The 16,606-nt window shown below is 68.8% G+C and carries 7 protein-coding genes and 3 pseudogenes; 3 read left to right on the plus strand and 7 right to left on the minus strand.

Annotation, left to right across the window (positions count from 1 at the left end):
* Window positions 1–1,974 (minus strand): M64 family metallopeptidase (locus ACWEK3_RS40080; RefSeq protein ID WP_453252029.1); only part of this gene is annotated, 1,974 nt, incomplete at its 3' end.
* Window positions 1,975–2,693: 719 nt separating this feature from the next.
* Here ACWEK3_RS40080 and ACWEK3_RS40085 point away from each other — a divergent pair.
* Window positions 2,694–2,858: pseudogene (locus ACWEK3_RS40085) on the plus strand (IS5/IS1182 family transposase); the annotation flags it as partial.
* A 449-nt stretch (window positions 2,859–3,307) separates the two neighbouring features.
* Here the strand turns inward: ACWEK3_RS40085 and ACWEK3_RS40090 are convergent.
* From ACWEK3_RS40090 to hisC, 4 genes and pseudogenes are all read right to left on the minus strand, one after another.
* Window positions 3,308–3,907, minus strand: a complete 600-nt coding sequence (locus ACWEK3_RS40090) for a hypothetical protein (RefSeq protein WP_453252030.1) — start codon at window positions 3,905–3,907, stop codon at window positions 3,308–3,310.
* A gap of 400 nt (window positions 3,908–4,307) precedes the next feature.
* The gene (locus tag ACWEK3_RS40095; RefSeq protein WP_453252031.1) at window positions 4,308–5,663 is read right to left on the minus strand and encodes an FAD-binding oxidoreductase; all 1,356 of its coding nucleotides are present in this window, start codon (window positions 5,661–5,663) and stop codon (window positions 4,308–4,310) included.
* A 133-nt stretch (window positions 5,664–5,796) separates the two neighbouring features.
* Window positions 5,797–7,046: pseudogene (locus ACWEK3_RS40100) on the minus strand (purine-cytosine permease family protein).
* A 103-nt stretch (window positions 7,047–7,149) separates the two neighbouring features.
* Entirely contained in the window at window positions 7,150–8,181 is a 1,032-nt protein-coding gene (hisC, locus tag ACWEK3_RS40105) for a histidinol-phosphate transaminase (protein WP_453252032.1), read from the minus strand.
* Window positions 8,182–8,419: 238 nt separating this feature from the next.
* Between hisC and ACWEK3_RS40110 the strand changes: the two genes are divergently transcribed.
* Window positions 8,420–9,160, plus strand: coding sequence for an IclR family transcriptional regulator (locus ACWEK3_RS40110; protein ID WP_450543977.1), 741 nt, complete (start codon window positions 8,420–8,422; stop codon window positions 9,158–9,160).
* A 503-nt stretch (window positions 9,161–9,663) separates the two neighbouring features.
* Here the strand turns inward: ACWEK3_RS40110 and ACWEK3_RS40115 are convergent.
* Window positions 9,664–9,927: pseudogene (locus ACWEK3_RS40115) on the minus strand (ATP-binding protein); the annotation flags it as partial.
* 991 nt (window positions 9,928–10,918) lie between these two features.
* Window positions 10,919–11,920: a helix-turn-helix domain-containing protein gene (locus tag ACWEK3_RS40120; RefSeq protein WP_450543975.1), complete on the minus strand. Its 1,002-nt coding sequence runs from the start codon at window positions 11,918–11,920 to the stop codon at window positions 10,919–10,921.
* Between the two features lie 327 nt (window positions 11,921–12,247).
* Between ACWEK3_RS40120 and ACWEK3_RS40125 the strand changes: the two genes are divergently transcribed.
* Complete coding sequence (locus ACWEK3_RS40125) at window positions 12,248–16,558, plus strand: S8 family serine peptidase (protein WP_453252033.1); 4,311 nt, start codon at window positions 12,248–12,250, stop codon at window positions 16,556–16,558.
* Window positions 16,559–16,606: the final 48 nt, after the last annotated feature.

The raw sequence follows: 16,606 nt of genomic DNA on the forward strand, positions 1-16,606 counted from the left end.
GTAGGACGTCTTCACCGCGAGGTCGGCCTGGTATGCCGACCGGTTCCGGGCGGACACCTCGACCTGCGTCTGACCCTTGACGCAGAGGGTCACCGCGCTCGATGTGACGGGTACGGAGCCCGGCGGTGTCGGGTCCTTGGGGAGCACCGTGACGGTGAACTTCTTGGGCGGTGCCACGTTGCCGGCGGCGTCGACGGAGCGGTACTCGATCTGGTGGGTGCCGTATCCGGGCAGCCGCTTGGCGAACGGTGAGGTGGACAGGCCTCCGGTGCCGAGGTTGCCGTAGATCAGATCGTCCACGTTCGTTCCGGTGGGAGTGAACAGGAACGGCTTGGAACCGTCCGTAGGCCAGCCGAAGTAGTGGAACCACCCGTCGCCGTCGACCCGGAATTCCGAGGTCAGTGCCCCTGGTTGGTCGTCGTGTGCCATGAGGGCGAGGCTGAAGGAATCCTTGACGGTGTAGTGCGGCGTGCCGTCGCTGTTCTTCGAGACGCTGACCGGGTCCGACACACGGTAGCTGGTGGTTGCCGCCGTGTTGTCGACTGTCCACTGTTCGGTTGCCGCAGGCGACGTGGGCTTGCGTGAATCGCTTACGCTGACGTCGACATGGTGGGTGCCCTTGCCGAGTCGGAGGCCGCCGAGATCGAGGCTCGTTGAGTGCCCCACGACATGGCCGTCCAGCCGCCACACCACGTTCAGAGCGTGGTCGCGCGGGTGACTCGGGTCGATCCACAGGACGTCAGTCGCCCCGACGGGCCGGTCGGCGGGCGTCGCCAAGGAGATCTTCGGAGCATCGTCGTCGGCGAACGGTGCGGAGGGTGTCCCGACCGTCCACTCGCGCGTGGCAGTCATCTTGCTGCTGTCCCGAAGGGCGGGATCGCGGACGAAGCCCGTGTCATCGACGACTTTCACACCGATCGTGTCGCCCGCGCGTGCGTGGAGGTCCCGCACATTGACGCTGCGGGCGTTGGCGACGGTGCGTACCACCTTGCCGTTGACGCTCCAGGTGGCGTCGAGTTCGTGATAGACCGGGTGAACGGTGTCGATCCACAACTCGTCGGTGGGGCCAACGGGTTCATCGGTGGGCGTCGAGTCCCCGATGAGGTTGACGGCCCCCGACAAGCCCGCCGTCATCCGTTCACGACTCACCTGGTCCATGTAGTAGCCGAGCGTCTTCATCATCGAATGCCGGCTCGGTCGCCAGACACCATCGGTGTAGTACATGCCGCCTTCGTACCGGCCGATGGTGCCGCCCGATTCGCTCTTTTCCCCCAGCCAGCGCCACCACTTGGCCTTCTGGTCGCGCATCTGTTGCTCGGTCAGCAGGGTGTGATGGACCGACTTGGGTTCACCGCCGATGTAGGTTCCGCTGGTCACTCCCCGGGAGTAGTAGTCGTACTCGTCCTGGAGACCGCCGAAGGAGTGGCCGAGCTCGTGCGGGGCGATCAGTGCCGACATGGCGTTGCCGCCGGTCGCTGTGGCGTACGAGCCGCCCGCGCCGCCGTAGGTGTCGCTGTTGGCCAGCGCGAGGATCTGATCAGCCTTCGGGGCCAGGGCCGCGTACTTCTTGGCCGCGTTGTTGTCCATCACGAGCAGCCGCTGGATGCCGTTCGTGGAGCAACCGCTCCAAAGCTTCATCCTCAAAGGGGTGTTGCGTATCGGGGAATCCAACTGAGGGTCGCAGCTGATCCCCGACTCCTGGGAGGGAGTCTCGACGGCGTAGACGTTGATGTAGTTCCGGTAGCTCTTGTAGGGCTCAAGACCCCAGAGCACGTTCAGCTGGTGATCGACCTGGTCGAGGAATTGGGGCATCTCGGACGCGGTGTAGCCGTCACCGAGCACCACCAGGTTCCAACGATTCGACGGGTCGCCGGTCACCTGGATCGGAACGACCTCCGCGCCGTCGGCCGCGGCGCTCACCGGAGCGCCGGCCGCCTGTCTTTCGGCACCCGTCGCGGCGGGCACAGCGGCCATTGTGCCGAACGCTACAGCCACCGCGACGAGAGGAACCAATATGCGTTTCACAAGGAAGCTCCTTGACCTGTGTCCTGGTCCGACGGGCCTTCATACGACTGCTCACCATGAGGGTGCGTCAATCCTCTGGCTGAGCAGGGACCTTGGTTGTGCGCACAGACTTCTGACACATGGCCGAGGAGGAGGGGGCGCGACCCGTGGCTGTCACATGGGAGCCGCGGGTCGCCGCCGTCGTCGGTCTCGATCTCGTGCACCGGCTCGTAGTCATGGCCTCCAACGTCGGTCGTGCACCCGCAGCCGTTGCACTCGGGGCAACCTCTCGCCATCGTCCACCCGCAGGTCTCTCACATGACCATGCGATCCAACTCGGCTGCGATCACGGTGACTTGCACGTGAGGCCCGGGTCCCGGGTAAGTCGTGAGTTGTGGTGGATGACGTCCGCACGCTCTCCCGGATCGGCGATGTTACATAGCCGGATGGCGGCGAGGCAGAGGTCCCGGTCAAACTGGGGATGTTCGTGGACAACAGCCGAAGGCGCGCTGCGAAGCTGGCTCCGCAGCGGCGGGCCGACCTGGATGCGCTTGGCATGCGCTGGTAGGCCGCTTGTTGCCCGGCCCGGCGTCACCCCGCATCAGTTTCGCATGATCAGAGAGGGCCCTTCGCGGCGCAGTTGTTCGATCGAGGTCACGCCAAGCAACTGCATAGTACGGCGCAGTTAGACCTACGGGATCTTGATATTGCACCGGCGCATGGTCCGCGACTACGAGCACCATCCGTCCTCGTCCGCCTCCCGCGTCTACTGGGCAATGACTCACGTCATGGTCCGCCGACTCACCGGCACGAACGCCTCTGCCTGGCGCGACCCACAGGCGGTTTCCGCATGAACATCCGGCCCCTGCTCGACGCGCTGGACATCCAGGAGAGTGCCGCCCGGGCTCAGACCGATGACCTCCGCACGCAGATCGGCCAGCTGCAGACCCGGCTACGGGACGCCGAGACACACCTCGAGCATCTCGTGACACCCGGAGGACCGTCACCGGCCTTGCCGACCGGCTCCCGGTCGGCCCACCGGACCTGCCCGAACACCCGGACTACCCCCGCATCCTCGCCGTCTTCAACGACACGACCCGACCGCTGCGGGCCAAGGACGTCTGCCAAGCCCTCGACCACGAACTGCTGCCGAAGAACATCGAAGGCACCCGAGCCAAGCTGAAACGCCTGGTCAAACTCGGCATCCTCACCGAAGCCGACACCGGCAGCTTCACGGGCTCCCCCTGAAGACTGCACTCGGATGGTTCGTTTGGGGTTGTGCCTGGTCAAGGGGTACCGGTGCTCACCTCTCGGGGTCGGGCCAAGTCGCCACAAGTGCTCGCCGATCTTGAAAGCGGGGACCGGAGACCATCTCCTGGGTGGTCTCACTGTTGAGCCAGCACACTTGCTCGGGGCCGCCGTCGCCGGTGTCGAACAGGCAGCACACTCCGCCGCTGGCGGCGGTGAGGTCGGTGAACACCTTCCTGATGTTGGTCGACCGCGCGAACAAGCGGCTCATCCCCGACGTCGCTGCCCAGAACTCCACCGACGCGTAACCAGGGTGCAGGAAGGACTCGAACCGGATCGTCGCGTAGATGTACCCGATCTGGATGCGCCCGTCCGCCTCGGGTTCGGGGCCGCCCGTCTCCGCGTACTCGCGCAGTGCGTCATCGACGTCGAACATGATGGACGTGTCGAGCTCGAGCGAGCTGCTCGTGGAGCAGTCGACCGGCTCGCTCTTGAAGTGGGACGTGAACGGGAGGACGAGCCGCTCACCGCCGGGGAGGGTGAGCTCGAGCGGCGGCACGCGAGGGGCCGGTGGCGCCAGCTCGCCCAGATTGGCCAGCGCCTTGGCGACGTTTCGGGGACGTAGATAGATGTCGTAGCCGTAGGTCAGCCCCATTCTTCTCCCTCTACCGGGTCGAACCGCACCTTCTCATGACCCGCCCCTGGGACGCCTGCCGGTTTTGGAGAGGCACGCCGATCCGGCACCACAGTGGTTTCCCGCTGCTCCTTGCCTGCGTGGGTTCACCGCACCCAGTCCCCGCTCGCGGACCGGCGGATTCCACCCATGCTCACAGGCAATAGCAGGAAGCACTCAAAGGCTCACGAACCGCTCTCTAAGGCAGATGTCTCGAATTCAAGGTGTGGGTGTCTCCGCGTGTCCATCCCGTGGGACGACAGGTGGATAAATCTCGGGCTGATGCTGGTGCACACATCGTTCCCACGTCGGCATTGAGGTCCCCGACGTCTTCGACTCCTCGTCGGGGGCCTCTGCGTGGTCGGCGAGCTGTATCCAGGTCTCAGATCGCCTTGGCGGGGTTGAGGATGCCGGTGGGGTCGAGTGCCTTCTTGATGGCCTGGTGCACGCTCATGGCCTCGGCCCCGATCTCCAGTTCGAGCCACCGTCGCTTCAGCGCGCCGACGCCGTGCTCACCGGTGAGGGTGCCGCCCATCGACAGTGCCGAGCGGAACACGGCGTCGGCTGCCGCCCAGACGTTGTGTGGGACTTCGCCGGTACCCGATTCAAAAACAAAGGTCGGGTGGAGGTTGCCGTCGCCTGCGTGAGCGACCGTCATGACGGTGACTTCGTGCTCGGCGGCGATCTGCTCGATCCGCTCAACCATTTCGGGGATGCGGGATCGCGGGACACCGACGTCCTCGACCAGGCACCGTCCGAGGCGCTCGGCGGCCGGGTAGGCGAGCCTGCGAATCTCCAGGAGTTGGGCGGCTTCGAGAGCGTCAGTCGAGGTGGCGACGAAGTCGGCGCTCGCCGCCTCGAAGACGTTGCCGATCAGGGCTGCGGCGTGTTCGTCGTCGGCCTGGGCGAGGAGCATGGCGGCGGTATCGGTGTCGAGGCCGATGTGCTTCCAGTCGTCGATGGAGCGCAAGGTGGCCCGGTCCATCAGTTCCATCAGACCTGGCGTGATGCCCGCCCGGACGACACCGGCGACTGCCTCGCCTGCGCTGCGCAGAGAGGGGAAGCTGCCCACGATGGTGATGGGCTCCTGGGCCGGGCGTGGGCGCAGTTGGAGGGTGGCGCCGGCGATGATCCCGAGTGTTCCTTCCGAGCCAACGAACAGGCTGGTCAGGTCGTATCCGGTGACGCCTTTGACGGTGTGGCTGCCGGTGTGGATCACGCGGCCGTCGGCGAGGACCACTTCGAGCCCGAGGACCCAGTCGCGAGTGACTCCGTGTTTCACGCAGCGCAGGCCGCCCGCGTTGGTGGCGAGGTTGCCGCCGATCGTGGAGGTCTCCCAACTGGACGGGTCGGGCCCGTACATCAGGTTCACCGCCTCAGCGGCGCGGTCCAAGTCGGCGGTAATGACGCCGGCCTCGACGACGATGTACTGGTCTTCGGCGTTGACCTCGCGGATGGCCGTCATCCGGGACAGGCAGAGCACGAGGCAGCCGTCGATGGCGGTTGCCCCGCCGGCCAGGCCGGTTCCGGCGCCGCGGGGCACCACGGGTACCTCGTGGGCGTGCGCCCAACGCATGGCTGTTGACACTTCCTCGGTGCTGGTGGCCAGCAGGACGGCGAGGGGGTGACCGGCCACGACCGTGTGGGCCTCGTCGCGGCGGTAGCCGTCGACGATGTCCGGGTCGGTGATCAGACGGCCGCCGGTGAGGAGGCCGGCGAGTTCTTGGATGGGGTCCATGGGAGCGTCCGTTCGTCGCTTTCGTCAGCTTTCGGGATGGTTCGACCCCGCCGATCCGGGGGTGTCGGCGGGGCCAGAGTTGGGCAGCAGGCGCTCCGGCGGCAGGTACGGCTGCAGGTTGCGCCGGCTGCGATTAGCTCGGTGTTGTGGCGCTGGCGCTGGCGGGGGCGGTGTCGGACAGGAAGCCCTCCGGATAGACCATCTGTTCCGGTGCCCGGGAGCGACTGCGGCTGAGGGGGTAGTACAGGGCGGCGGTGACGACCAGTCCGACGATCCAGGAGACGTCGGCACCGCCGAGCATTTTCGTCATGGGGCCGGTGTAGAGGGTCTGGGCGAGGAAGGGGATCTGGGCGACGATCCCGGCGGCGTAGCAGCCGAGCGCGACGAGGTTCCAACGGCCGTAGCGGCCGTCGGGGTCATACAGGGCGGGAATGTCGACGCGTTCCTTGGCCACGAGGTAGTAGTCCACCAGGTTGATGGCGCTCCAAGGGGTGAAGACCATCAGCAGAGTGAGGACGAAGTTCTTGAAGTTGCTGAGGAAGTCGTGGCTGGCCAGCAGGGCAACGAGAACGGACAGCGCGAGGAAGCTGGTGATGTACAGAGTGCGCCGAAGGACCCGGACCACTGCGAGCCGAGCACGCTGCCCCACAGGGTGCAGTGGAAGGTGGTGCGTGGGGAGGTTGTCCTGGGCAGGTAGCGGGAGTAGTCCGCGACGTAAGGGCCGTAGGTCAGCTGCCATCCGGCGCCGAGAGAGATCGCGAGCAGGAAGGTCGCGGCGTCGAAGGGCTTGGCCCCGAGCAGGGAGCTGAGGTGGTCCGTGGTGGTTACGAGCCGGAAGGCCAGGTAGGCGAAGCCGATGCCGCCGAGAACGGTCGTGACACGCCCGAGGGCGTGGATGTAGCGGTATCCCAGTACCGCGACCAGCGCGGTCAGGGTGCCGAAGACGATGATGCCCACCGGGCGGGCACTGGTGTGCACGATCTCGTTGACGGCCTGGCCGGCCAGCACGGTGCCGGTCGCGGCGAAGCCGAGGTACATCACGATGACCATCACGAGCGGGAGGACTGCGCCCAGGACGCCGAACTGCGCGCGGCTGGAGATCATCTGCGGCAGGCCGAGGCGCGGACCCTGGGCGGAGTGCAGTGCCATGACGATGCCGCCGAGCAGGTTGCCGATCAGCAGTCCGATGATCCCCCATAGGGGGTCGGCGCCGAAGGCGACCGCGAGCGCGCCGTTGACGACGGCGGTGATCTGCATGTTCGCGCCGAACCACAGCGTGAACTGGTTGAAGGGGCTGCCGTGGCGCTCGGATTCGGGCACGACGTCGATGGTGCGGCGTTCGACGAGCCCAGTGGGTCTGACGGGCGGATCCAGTTGTGCCATGGGTGCGCCTCCTACGGCGACGGTATGGGGCTGGGCGGGGTCAGAGGTGTGCGAGGTGCTGCGGCCAGGCCTGACGGACCAGTTCGGTCGGGGGAGGGCGGCGTCAGGCGAGAGCTCGCTCCACGAGTTCGAGCCCTCTGGTCGTCGGGACACTGATGCGTACGGTTCCGGGCACGCCGAGGGCGCTTCCGGGGCGGACGGCCACGCCGTGCCTGGCGAGCCTGTCGATCAGTTCTGTTTCGTCCCGGGCTTCTACCAGGACGAAGTTGGCCTGGGAGGGGACGACCTGGTAGCCAGCGCGGGTGACGAGGCTGGTCAGCGCTTCTCGGTGCGTGAGGGTGTGCTGTCGGACAGCCTGGTGGTGCCCGGCATCCCGCAGGGCGGCGAGACCGGCGGCTTGTGCCAGCACACCGACTGAGAAGGGGGCCCGGATCTTGCGCAGCGTCTCCACTATGGCGCTGTCCGCCACGAGGTAGCCGACTCGCAGACCGGCGAGCCCGTGGATCTTGGAGAAGGTACGCAGGACCGCCACCCTGCGCTCGCGGGCGAGAGGCATCGCGGTCGTGGTGCTCGGGTTGTCGGTGAAGTCGATGTACGCCTCGTCCACCACGACCAGGCGGGCACGACTCTCGGCGGCGAAACGTTCCAGCGCCACCAGCGGCAGCGCGGTGCCGGTCGGGTTGTGCGGGTTGACCACGTAGGCGATGTCGGAGTCCACCTCTGCCATCGCGTCCAGGTCGTGGGCCCAGGCGCGCAGCGGGACCTTCGTCAGATGGGCACCGACCACCTGACTGCTGATCTCGTCCATGCGGTAGGCCGGATCCGCGCAGACCGCGCGACCGCCGTGGGCAAGATAGGCCCACGCCAGCAGGAAGATCAGTTCGTCGGAGCCGTTGCCCACGAGGATCTGCTCGGGAGCGACCTGGTGCAGGCGGGCCAGCTCGCCGCGCAGCTCACTCGCCAACGGGTCCGGGTAATGGTGGGCCCCGGCAGCGGCCTCGGCCACCGCCTGGGCCACCCGCGGGCTCGCGCCGAGCGGCGACTCGTTGGACGCGAGCGAGCCGTCCTCGCTGCTCGCATGCGCACCGGGCCGATAGGGCTGGATACAACTCAGCCACGGCCGAGGTTTGATCATTGAGGAGACCCTCCCGGGATCGATGCCAGTCGTCCGCCCGCGGGGCCGACGTGCTCGCCCGCGCGTCGGGAGCGGAAAGCTCTTGTTCGTATATACGAAACTGAAACGCTTATACGGACGGAGGCACCATAGGAGCGGCTCAACCGGAGTGTCAATGGTCGGTTGTCGAGTGCGGCGGGCCCATTGATGGCACATGAGGAACGGTGTTTCTATATGCGAACAGACCCGGAGGAGGAACGTGAGTACATCCGTCGTCCGCGCCATGCGCATCCTCGACCTACTGGCCCACGCAGACGAGGCGATGACGCTGACCGAGATCACCGAGAAGCTCGACATACCCAAGAGCACGGCCTTCGGCATCCTGCGCGACATGGTGAACGAGTCCTTCGTGTCGCTGCCCAAGCCGGCCACGTACACCATCGGCATGAAGGCATTCGAGGTCGGCTCCGCCCACCTGCGCCGCGTCGGCGTCACCGGCATCGTGGCCCCGGAGCTGAGCCGGCTCACCCGCGCGCTCGGGGTGACCTCGCACTACGCGATCCTCGATCGCACCGACGCCGTCTACCTGTGCAAGCAAGACCCACCCGGCCTCGGGATCCGTCTGGCAAGCTCTGTCGGCGCGCGCCTTCCGTCCCACCTGACCGCCGTCGGCAAGGCCTGCCTCGCCTGGCTGGCCGAAGAACGCCTGCCCGAACACATCGAACTGACCGCGCCGAACGGCACCGGCGTCGCGGATCCGCTCCAGCAACTCACCGCGGAGCTGGCCCAGATCCGTCAACGCGGCTTCGCCACCGACAACGGACAGATCACACCAGGAGTCACCTGCGTCGCAGCACCGGTCTTCAACCCGGCAGGCTGCCAAGGCGCCGTCGGTGTGAGCTACCTGCGCGATACCGCAGTGGACTTCGACACCCTCGTCACGCAGGTCCGCGACGCCGCCAGCCGGACCTCCGCACTACTCGGCGGAGCCCCGGCCTGACAACGCTCCCATGGCCTACCGCGCGTGACCCTGCCACACGCAGTCGCTGTGCAGGTCAGGTCCCCGGCGTTCAGTGCGAAAGAGCCTTGCAGGTAGGCGCCGACGAAGTGGCAGGACATCACGGTCGGGCGGGGGATGGACCGCCTCAAGCGCTGGAGGTACGCGGCCGCCGCCTGGCGCCGGCCGACGCCCTCGGCACCCTGACCGAGCAGGGCTCGATGCGGCCGCTGCCCGGCGACGACCGGCGGCGTACGACCAATCGCATCGCGGACCCTGTGTGTGCCGAGTGTCATGTCGCCCCATGCAAGTTCTCCTCGGGCAGGGGATGCACGGGCGCACTGTCAGGTGCGGTCATCGGCCTCCCCTTGTCCGCGCCGCTCCTGGCGGCTGGGCCGGCACTACTGTGCAGGCGCGCGCGAGCAGGCACTGCGAGACTCGCGTGCCGGCTTCCTGCCACGAAGCTGAACGCCACCTACAGTCAGCTACTGGAGGTTGACCGAAAGTCAGACTTGCGCGGCGGGCGCCAGCGGGAGGACCACGTCGAAACGGCAGCCGCCGGGGATGTTCTGCACCGCGCCCCGGCCGTGGTGGGCCTCCACGATGCCGCGGACGATCGCCAGGCCGAGGCCCGCGCCCGTCGGCCGGGTGCGGGGCGGCAGGTCGTCCGACGGGATGCTGCCGCAGCCATCCGAGACGGACAGCACCACAGAACCGGACGCGTCGTCCCCGTGCGCGGACACCGCGACCGTGCCGTCCGCCGGGGTGCGGTGGTTGCGGCGTGGGCGATGGAAGCGCGGTCTAAGGCCGCCTCGGCCATGGCGTCCCAGTACGGTCCGGCCGTCAGTGGGCGCAGGGGGCGGGGTGAAGACTTCAGCGTCGATCAGTCGGTCACCCGACGTGGGGGTGACGAGCCGGTCGCCACCCCGCCTGAGAACCCAGCCAGCCTGCTTCGCCAGCGGGTTGCGAGGAGCTGAGCCTGACAGTTTTCCGACTGTGCCAGGTACATGCGCCTGCCGGTCGACCGACCAGTTTCAGCGTGATGAAGACGGCGCTTACCTGACCACCGATCAGCACCCAGTCCTTTTGGCGACCCGGCTGGCCCACCTCATCGGGTTGTGCGTTGAGTAGGCCACCTGTGTGTCGTGCTGGTGTTGCCACAGGTAGGGTGGCGGCAGTTCGCCTTGCTCCGTTGGGCGGATGGTGTGCCGGGAAGTCTGGTCGGCGATGGACCCGTCGTGGTCCGAACCAGTAGATGCCGTCCCGATGGAGTCTCGCGATGTCGCCCCAGGAGCCCTCTTCTCCGTCCCCGTCCGAGTCCCTGGATTCAGCGATCCGGCAGGTTGTCGTCTGCTTCGACACCTATGCCCGCATTCGTAACGCGCGTGACGGCATCCTGCCTGCCAACCGAGTCACTCCGCAGGATGCTGATCGCGCCTTCGGCGCTCTTCAGATGTCCATCGAACGGCTCCGGAACCTCAACTGGCAGTAGCGCTCGCGCGGGGTGGACGGCCGCAATGTTTTCGGGCTGAGTGGCGGGACCACGTGGTCAGGTCTTCTTCGACCAAATGGTGCGGGTGCCCATGCGGGTGAGTCTGCGGGTCATCGGCGTCGTGAGTGCCCAGGTCAAGTGCATTTCCGAGTACGGTGATCGCCGTGGGCAAGGGCTGCAGCGGTCGGGCGTTCGCGATGCCCTGGTGCGGGGGCGGTTGCCGGGTGACGGCGCTGAGTGGACCGCGAGGCACCCGGAAAAGAGTGTGGCTACAGCCAGCCCCGGCGGGCCGCCTGGATTCCCGCCTGGAAACGGTTGCTCGCGGAGAGTTCGTCGAACAGCCGACGGGTGCGGCGGCGCATGGTGCGGGTGGACAGACCCAGACGGCGGGCGATCGCGGCGTCGGTCATTCCGCTGGCCAATAGCGCCACCAGGGCGCGGTCGGCTTCGTCCGGGTCCGGGCCGCCTGCCGGGTGAGGCCCACTGGCCGTAGGCCGCCCACCGTGTGCGAGGGGCAGCGCCCGTTCCCAGTAGCACTCGAAGAGGTCGATCAGCGCGTCCAACAGGGTCGACTCCCGAACGAGCAGGGCACGGGAGCTGTCCATGTCCAGACTGAGCGGCAGCAGCGCCACCTGGCGGTCGGCGATCGCCAACTTCATCGGGAGGTCCGGCAGCACCCGGCCCTCCTCGCCCAACGCCGCCAGCCTCTCGATCTCCTCCAGCGCGCCCGGAACCTCCAGTGCCTCCGGGGTGTAGACCGCCCGCCACCGCACCCCACCGGCCAGGCTGCCCGGCTCGATCGGGTTGCTCGGCGCCAGCGCGTACGGTGGCCGGTCCAGTACCAGCATCTCCTCGCGGACCTGGTGCTGGAGTCGGACGAACCAGCGGCCCAGCGACTGGGGCCCCTCCAACAGTTCCACTGCGCCGCCCCGGCCGTCTCCGCGTTGTACCGAGTGGAACAGCGACGACAGTTCCATCGCGGAGGTGCGCACCGCCTCCAGCTGCGTGGTGCGGTGGCGTACCAGGGCCTCCACCGCCGCGTCCGGCTCGATGGCGGTGTAGCGCCGTCGCCGTCCGGACAGCCGGCTCACCAGTCCCTGAAGCCGCAGCCGGGTGAGCGCGCGGTCCACTCGGTCGGTGGGGAAGCCCAGCTCCCTGCCCAACTCAGCGGGGGTCGCGTCGCGATGCCCGAGCAGCGTCCGGTAGACACCCTCGTCGAACCGGGGGACTCCGACAGCCCTCAGGCTGCCGCTGTCGTCGAGTTCCTCCACGCCACCCTCCCGGACACCGCCACGACCGTGCTCGAAGCCCGCCCCGGCGATGCCGGTTACGGCACCGGCCCGCACGCGGCTCGTCGACGGTCCCGCCCGTTCACGTCGTCCCAGCGACAGGTGTGGCCCTTTCAGAGCCGGGCCATCGGCGCTCCGTCGGGGGCACTGGCCACTTTCCCGCAGATTGACCCCTTGAGTTGTCGAACGTGATCGTGGCCCATGCGTGCCAATGGCCGCAAGGGGACTTCCCTGGCGTTGCCGCTCACACCGGTGGCTCGCTACGACTGGACGATGCGCCTCTCCCGAAGACGAACCGTCGTGCTGACCATGGCCTTTGCTGTGGCCCTGAGCGGGCTCGCCACCGAAGGCATCCAACGTGCGGCCGCCACCGACAGCGCGGCGGCCACAATCGAAAGTGCCACCGAGCGCGTGCTGGTACGACTTGACGGCGGCCCCGCCTTCCAGTCGGTGGACCAGGCGCGGATCGATACGCGCGGTGAGGTCTCCACCTCCGCGGTGCGAGAGGTACGGGAACGGCGTGCCGAACTGCGCACCGCCCAGACCCGGTTCCTCACCACCGTGCGGGATGCCGGGATCGAAGCCGCCCCCCGGGCCCGGCTCACCGGGCTGGTCAACGGCGTGGCGCTCACCGTGTCATCGGCCGACCGAAGCCGGCTGGCCGCCCTGCCCGGGGTCTCCGCGGTACTCGACGACACCCGGATGCGGGCCAGTACCGACACCAGCGTCGACCTGATCGGCGCCTCGAAGGTCTGGCAGAGCAAGGACCCCAGCGGCACTGGAGTCCGCGGTGCGGGCACCACCATCGCTGTGGTCGACACCGGCGTCGACTACAGCCACCCCGACCTGGGCGGCGGCTTCGGCGCGGACCACAAGATGGTCGGCGGCCACGACTTCGTCAACGACGACGACGATCCGATGGACGACAACGGCCACGGCACACACGTCGCCGGCATCATCGCGGCCGACGGACAGCGACCGGACGGGGTGCTCGGCGTCGCCCCCGAGGCGCAGCTCACCGCCTACAAAGTGCTGGGCGCGGACGGCTCCGGTTACACCTCGGACATCATCGCCGGCCTGGAGGCGGCGGTGGACCCCGGCAACCCGCACCGCGCCGACGTGGTCAACCTGAGCCTGGGCGGGCCGGGCGACGGCACCGACCCTCTGGGCCGGGCCGCGACGGCCGCCAGCAAACTGGGCGTCGTGGTCGTCGCCGCGGCCGGGAACAGCGGCCCCGGCGCCGGCACCGTGAGCACCCCGGCCGTCGCCGACGGCGTTCTCTCGGTCGGCGCCTCCACCAGCGGGCTCACCCTGCCGACCGCCCACATGGTCACCCCGCGCCGGGAGTTGCTCCAGACCTACCGCGCGCCGTACTCGGCCAACCCGCCCCAGGAGCAGGTGACCGGCGAGCTGGTCGACGTCGGCGCCGGCACCGCGCAGGACTACGACCGGGTCGGTGACGTGACAGGCAAGGTGGTCGCCTACCGCGCACAGCTGCCGCAGAGCCTCGGGAACGTCCAACCACGAATGCTGGAGCAGGCGCGGCTCGCCGAGGAGCGCGGTGCGATCGCCCTGCTCGGGTACACCAACTCCAGCGGGCCGGTGCTGGCCCCCCAGCGCGCCCAGGCGGGCACCGGGGATCTGGACACCCCTGGCACCGTACGGGTCGACCTGGGCGCCCGGCAGTCCGGGGACAGCTTCCGGATGGACAAGATCGTGGTCCTCGGCCTGGCCGAGACACAGTGGCCCGAGCTGAGCACCGCCCTGGCCAAGGGGCCGGTGAAGATATCCGTTTCCGGCCAGGATGTCACCGACCGGATCGCCTCGTTCAGCTCACGCGGCCCGGGCACCGACTTCCAGCTGGAGCCCGACCTGGTGGCGCCCGGAGTGGAGATCCGCTCCACCTGGCCGAAGCGGCAGTGGGCGCCTGGAAGTTACCGGCTCTCCGGCACCAGCATGGCGGCCCCGCACGCCGCCGCCTCCGCCGCCCTGCTGCGCCAACTGGACCCCAGCGCCTCCGCGGAGGAGATCCGTGCCCGGCTGATCGGCTCGGCCACCCCGGTCGAGGACGCTCCGACGACCGCGCAGGGCGCCGGCCGGCTGGACGTTGCGGACGCCGCCGACGCCACCGTCACCGCCTCCCCGACCTCACTCTCGCTGGGTCTGGCGGATCTCTCCCGGGACCGGGTCAGCCGCAGTGGCGAGGTCACCCTGCGCAACACCTCCGACCGGTCGACGACGCTGCGGCTGAGTACTCGGGCGGCCGGGAAGGACGCGGGCGACGTCGGCGTCAGTCCAGGCCGGGTGACCATCCCGGCCGGCGGCGCCCGGTCCGTCACCGTGCGGGTGTCCGGCGATGTCGGCACCAGCGCCGACCATGACCTTGCCGGCTGGCTGGTCGCCGACCCGGAGCGGACCGGTGAGCCCAGCCTGCGGGTGCCCTACCTGCTGGCGGTCCGGCCGCTGGTGGTGCAGACCTCACCGGATCCCAGCGACGGTGACTCCACCGCGTTCATCTTCAGCCCCGTCCCGCTCGCCGGCTCCCCGACCGTGACCGTGACACCCCCGCAAGGCCGCCCGGTTGAGAGCGTGGCCGAGCACGACCACGGCAACTGGTACCGGGCACGGCTCGACGGCGACCACGCGGGCACGTACACCGTCTCGGTGCGCGCCGAGACCGAAAGCGGCGAACGGCTGCGCGGCGGTTCCGCCTTCGAGGCACTGCCGGAGGACAACCGGCCCGGCGGCCGGCGGTGGGAGCCCATCGGGCCCAACGGCGACGCCGGCAACATCGCCAGCACGGAGGCCGACCCGTCCACCGCGGTCCTGACGCAGTACGTCAACCGTGGCCCCTGGAAGACCGACGACGCCGGAGTCACCTGGCGGCAGCTCTCCCGGCTGCCGGTGGCGAACGGTACCGGCTCCGCACTGGTCGACGCCCGGGACCCGGACACCCTCTGGTACGCCGTCAACGCGCAGACCGGCGGCGGGGTGAACAGCGTGCTCGACTACACCTACCAGGGGCAGCTCCTCCGCAGCCGCGACGGCGGACGGAACTGGCAGCGCCTGGACGTCCCCGACACCCACCTCTACGCCCTGGTCGGCGACCCCAAGTCCCGAGTGCTCGCACTGGTCACAGCGGACGCGGTGCTGCTCAGCCACGACGGCGGCAACACCTGGACCGAGCGGCCGAACCCGCTTGGTACGGAGGTCCGGGACGCCGCGATCGGCGGTGACTCGCTCTACCTGGGCGGCTACACCTCGGTGTGGAAACTGCCTGGCGTGCTGGACGCCCACGAGGCACCGGCAGCGGAACGGGTGTACGACGCGCCCGCCGGGGAACGCCTGCGTGGTCTGACCGCCGACGCGGACCTGGTCGCCATGATCACCTTCGACAACCGGGTCGTGGGCTCCCAGGACGGCGGCGGTCGCTGGGAGGAGCTGTACCGGGCGCAGAGCGGGGGATTCCAGTCGATCACCCTGAGCAGGGGCATTCTCGCCATCTTCGCCATCGGGGCCCAGCAACACCTCAGCAGGGACCACGGCAGGTCCTGGACGGTGGTGAACAAGCCCATCAGCGGTTCGGTGATGTCCGACCTGTCGCCCTGGACCGACGACTCCCTGCTGTGGTCCGCACCGGGGGCCGGGATGTTCACCACCGGCAAGGACGGCAGCGACCCGCGGCGCGTGGGGATCCAGGGGGCCAATGCATACGACCTGGCGGTCCTCGGCACCGACCAGCCCGAACTGCTGGCCGGCACCGACTCCGAGATCTACCGCACCGCCCTGCCGACCGGGCCGGTCACCCCACAGACCGCCGAGTGGGGACTGAGCGGGTCGGAGGCCTACCTCGGACGGAAGGTCGGCCAGATCACCGTCTCGCCGAAGGACCCGGACACGGTCTGGAAGATCCGCAAGGACGCCCTCTCCAGCTTCTACGTCTACCGCAGCGGCGACGCAGGCAAGACCTGGAAGGAGCGCGGCCGGACCAACGAGACACCGCTGAACCTGGCGGTGGGCCCGGTCGACGACGACCGGGTGGCCGTCACCTTCTGGAGCCTCGCCGGCCCCGGGGTCTACCGGACCCTGGACGGCGGTGAGACCTGGAAGAAGCTCTACCACGACCGGATGTTCCGGGCGGTCGCCACCGACCCCCGCGACCCCGACCGGCTGTGGCTGGGCGCGGCGGACGGGTTGTATCGTTCCGACGACTTCGGCGCCACCGTCACCAAGGTCGCCGACGGCGCGGTCAGCGCCATCACTCTCTCCAAGGACGGGAAACACCTGGTGATCGGCGGCTCCACGCTCCGGGTCAGCGACGACGGTGGCGCGCACTTCCGCCCCGCGGACACCGGGCCACTGCCGCTCCAGGTCTCGGAGACCGTCCTCTCCCCGCAGGATCCGGACACGATCTACGCCGGCACCTCGTCGTTCACCGCGAACGGCCTGGTCAAGGGCGGCCGTGGAGTGCTGCGCAGCACCAACGGAGGGCGCAGTTGGACCAACGTCTCCGGTGGCCTCCAGAACCTGGACGTGATCTCGATGGCCACCAGCCCGGACGGTGACTGGCTCTACGCCGGCACCAGGATGGGAGGGGTGCACCGGCTGCGGACCGGATGAGCACTTCGGGGCCCGTGGTGCGGGCGCGGCGGTCATGGTGACCGCCGC

Source organism: Streptomyces sp. NPDC004721, from assembly GCF_053601495.1.

What these genes read in the sequence shown, in the direction of transcription:
- ACWEK3_RS40090 (WP_453252030.1), bottom strand. Translation starts at nt 3,907, where the DNA reads ATGGGGCTGACCTACGGCTACGACATCTATCTACGTCCCCGAAACGTC.
- ACWEK3_RS40095 (WP_453252031.1), bottom strand. Translation starts at nt 5,663, where the DNA reads ATGGACCCCATCCAAGAACTCGCCGGCCTCCTCACCGGCGGCCGTCTG.
- hisC (WP_453252032.1), bottom strand. Translation starts at nt 8,181, where the DNA reads ATGATCAAACCTCGGCCGTGGCTGAGTTGTATCCAGCCCTATCGGCCC.
- ACWEK3_RS40125 (WP_453252033.1), top strand. Translation starts at nt 12,248, where the DNA reads ATGGCCTTTGCTGTGGCCCTGAGCGGGCTCGCCACCGAAGGCATCCAA.